Genomic DNA, 4089 nt, shown 5'->3' on the forward strand with positions numbered 1-4089 from the left:
CGGTGTTACAATCGGCATATTCTTATTGTTATCAAACAGGTGTTTCATGCAGTTTTTCGGCCTGCTTATTCCTATTATTATCGGCTATTTTGCTGATGAGATGTTCACCGGCGTCATTGTTGGGTCGTTGTTTTGGCTGGTTGCTTGGTCAATCTCGAAACAGCGTCAAGAAGAGCGTTTGGCTGAATCTGCTACGGCAGGCGACAGGATGCAGAAGCTGGAGCAGGAAATCGAGCTGCTGAAACAGCGTTTGTTGGTGTTGGAACATGAGGCTGTCCGTGATGAGGCGAAGGTAGGGCAGGGGCTTGAGGCTCGGGCTGTTGCCGATGTTCAGACGGCCTCTGAGCCGCTTCATGTTCGGGTTGAGCCTGAGGCGGAAGCTGCGCCTGTTAAGCAGAAAATTGAAGAGGCATTTGCTCCTTCTTTTTCTATACCTATTGATCCTGTACCTACCAAGGCTTCTGCTTCGTCTGAGCCTGTTGTGGAAGAAGTTGTCGAGGCGGTTGCTCCGGTTGCTGCTGAACAAGAAGAGCTGCCTAAAGAAGAGGTTGTTGTTGCTTCGATGCCGTCTGAAAACGAAGAGGCTCCATCGCGTCAATTCGTTATCCATAAAGATAAGGTGGAAGGCGGAGAATATAAGTTTTCCGACAATCCGATTGTTGCTTGGTTCTTGCGCGGTAATCCGCTGTTGAAAACCGGTATTGTGGTGCTGTTCCTCGGCTTGGCGTTTCTCTTGCGCTATGCCTCCGAGCGGGTTCATGTGCCGGTGGAGCTGCGTTATTTGACTGTAGCAGGCGCGGGTTTGGCGGCGGTGGTCGGCGGCTGGAAGCTGCAAAGCCGTAAGCGTGAATATGGCTTGGTGTTGCAGGGTTTCGGCGTGGCGGTGATATATTTAACGGCGTTGGCGGCGTTGAAACTGCATCCGCTGTTGCCTGTGTCGGTCGTGTTCGGGCTGATGGTGGCGATGGTTGTGCTGATGGCGTGGCTGGCGGTAAGGCAGAATGCGCAGATTATGGCGCAGGTTGCTTTAATCGGCGGTATGGCTGCGCCTTTGCTGACTTCAGACGGCAGCGGCAATTATTTGGTGCTGTTTTCTTATCTTGCCCTGCTCAATGCTGGTGTGGCCGCGATTGCGTGGTTTAAGGCATGGCGCCCGCTGAACCTGACGGGTTTTGTCGCTACTTTTGCCATTGCCGCGCTGTGGGGCATGCGAAGTTATACGCCGCAACATTTCGCCACTACCGAGCCTTTCCTGATTTACCACTGGCTGCTCTATACCTTTATCGCGTATCTGTTCGCACGCCGTAAGTTGACGGAAAACAGCGAAGACGGCGTTACACCGATTGCCGACAATGCGACTTTGGAAGAAATCGGCAAGAGTATTTATACACACGGCCTGCGCGTGCATGTCCTCGACCATACTTTATTGTTTGGCACGATGGCGGCGGCATTCGGCCTGCAATACCGCATGGTGGAACATTGGCCGGCTGCGGATGCGCTTTCCGCATTGGGTTTTGCCGCGGTTTACGGACTGGCCGCGCTGCTGCTGAAACGTCAGCAGGGTTTGTATATTTTGCGTCAGGCGTTTTTTGCGTTGGCGGTGTTGTTCCTTACGATTGCCGTTCCGCTTTATTTTGAACCGAGCAATACGGTCATTTTATGGAGTGCCGAATCCGCACTGGTTTATTTCTTCGGTTTGCGCCAACAGCGTCCGCATATCCGTTTGGGTGCGCTGATGGTTTATCTCTTGGCGGCACTGATTCAATTGGGCAATTATCAGGGCTTCGGCACGGATACCGTTCTGGAAGGGCAGTGGTTTACAACGGTTGTGGTGTTGCTTGGCGGAGCGGCGATTTACTTGCTGTGGTATTTCTCGCGTCGCGAAGGTTCGGCGCAATGGGAAAAATCTGTTCAGACGGCCGTGTTGTCTGCCGCCTTGCTGTACATCTCTATTTTGCCTTTGCTCTTCTTGGCCGAGCGCGGCTGCATTGTCGCTCTTTCCGCTTTGGCGGCGGCGTGGGCATTCTGTCGGCGCAAACACGAGCCGAATGTGTTTATCACATTTACCTTGGGCAATGTATTGTTCGCCCTGTTGCTGCAAGCCGGTATTATTTATGAATCCCAAGGTTTCCTGAGCCATCTGTACCTTATTGCCGCTACGCCTTTGCTGTTTGCGGCTGCCTACGCGCTGCAATATCCACGCGTGCCGGTTAACACCGAAAAGCCGGAAGGAAACGAGGTTTACTTTGCGAAGGTTGCAGGCTGGATCATCCTGCTTACTGCGTTGGCGACAGGCAGCTACGCCCTTTATATGCAATGGACAGGCGAGGAAACCCTGTTTACCCAGTTGTGGCTGTGGCCGATATTTGCCGGCCTGCTGCTGTTTGCCAAACGTCTGAAATGGGAAGAGCTTCTGCAAACCAATTTGGCATTCTTGCCATTGTTTGGCCTGCATTTCCTCTCCTACCATACCGAACATGCGGTGACAGCCGCCGCAGCCTTGCCGCTTGCCGCCGCTACCGTGTTGCACTTCATTATTCTGAACAACTATCCGCGCCATGATCTGATTTGGTTGCACAAACTCAATATCACGATACTCGGCGTACTTTGGACGCTTTGGACCGCGCTGTATGTCGGTGGTCTTCTCTCCGGCGTTTGGTCGCAGCTCTCATGGCTGGTTGTGCCTTTGGCGATGTGGATTGTTTTCCATACGCAGCGCCACCGCGAATTTTTCAGACGGCATCAAGCCATTTATCAGCATTTTGCTATGCCGTTGTGCGCCCTTGCCGCTGCCTGTTGGATGCTGTGGACCAACTTCTCCACGCCGTTCCAACCTTCACCGTTGCCGTATATTCCCGTGCTCAATCCGGTGGAACTCGCCAGCGCCGGCATGCTTTGGTTTGCCCTGAAATCCCTGCCCGAAGCCTTGCCGCCCGAGCTTCGCCGTACCACGGCAACCACAGTTTCCGCCTTGGCATTTATGCTGATCAGCGCAGGCGTGATGCGCGTATGGCATTTCTACGACGGCATTACTTGGCGTCTCGACATCATGCTCCAATCCTTCGGCCTGCAAGCCAGCCTCTCCGTCGTTTGGGCAGTAACCGCCATCATCTTGATGGTACTCGGCAACCGCCGCAAACAGCGTTCCTACTGGATGACAGGCGCGACGCTGATGGGCATCGTGGTCGTCAAACTCTTCCTGATCGAGCTTTCCAACAGCGGCGGTATCGAGCGCATTGCCTCCTTCATCATCGTCGGCTTGCTGTTGCTTCTGGTCGGCTGGTTTGCCCCCGTTCCGCCCAAAGCAGAGAATGATGGCGAACCTAAAGCCTAATCACTAATCCCCAAAGGAAAAGACCGTCTGAAACCCCATTTAAGTTTCAGACGGCCTGAGACCTTTGCAAAGGATGGTTGAACAAATTATACATTATACCCGTGCAGAAAACGTGCTGCTTCATTGTTCCATTTGACCAAATGATCGCCTTTGGCCGTCAGGTTTTCAGCACCGCGCTCGCCCAAGATAATCTCGGAAGACTGGCGTTTGCCTGTTTTCAACGCAATTTTGGTCGGCAGGTTGTCACGTAGGCGGCCGCTGAGTGTTTTCGCATCGGGGCGTTGCGTTGCCAATAACAGATACATTCCTGCGGAGCGCGCTTTTTGTGCCAGCCGTACCAAATGCCCTTCTGCGTCACTGCTGACATCGATAAGGTCGGCCAGTTCGTCAATCACGATAACAACATATTTTGGACGGGCGTGCTGTGGGACTTCTGCAATATCCTTTGCAGCGTATTCGTCCATCAGGCGGTATCGTTTATCCATCTCGTCAGCAAAAGACGACAATATTTCAGCAGCTTCTTCCGCATCGCTGACTATGCGCCCCTGCCATAAATTCGGACGGTCTTTGAAGGCGGCGAAATCCGCAGAAACTTTGCAATAACACACGACGATTTCCGTTTCATTCTGAGGAGCGAGTTCGAACAGGGAAGCCAGCATTGAGCGCACCAGTACCGATTTCCCAGCCCCCGTTTCCCCGCCTACCATCACATGCGGCGCGGTGGCAAAATCTTGAAACACGGGTTCGCCGCGTTC

The 4089-nt window shown here is 53.3% G+C and carries 2 protein-coding genes; one reads left to right on the forward strand and one right to left on the reverse strand.

What is annotated here, in order from left to right; translation table 11 throughout:
- The first annotated feature begins 46 nt into the window (after positions 1-46).
- The gene (locus ACTHS3_RS10500; RefSeq protein WP_108699877.1) at positions 47-3334 is read left to right on the forward strand and encodes a DUF2339 domain-containing protein; all 3288 of its coding nucleotides are present in this window, start codon (positions 47-49) and stop codon (positions 3332-3334) included.
- Positions 3335-3420: 86 nt separating this feature from the next.
- Here ACTHS3_RS10500 and ACTHS3_RS10505 read toward each other — a convergent pair.
- A partial coding sequence (locus ACTHS3_RS10505; protein WP_440367923.1) for an FtsK/SpoIIIE domain-containing protein occupies positions 3421-4089 on the reverse strand: 669 nt, incomplete at its 5' end.

The organism is Neisseria sp. P0009.S007 (assembly GCF_051962515.1).

Coding starts and splice junctions, on each gene's coding strand:
- ACTHS3_RS10500 (WP_108699877.1), top strand. CDS start 47: ATGCAGTTTTTCGGCCTGCTTATTCCTATTATTATCGGCTATTTTGCT.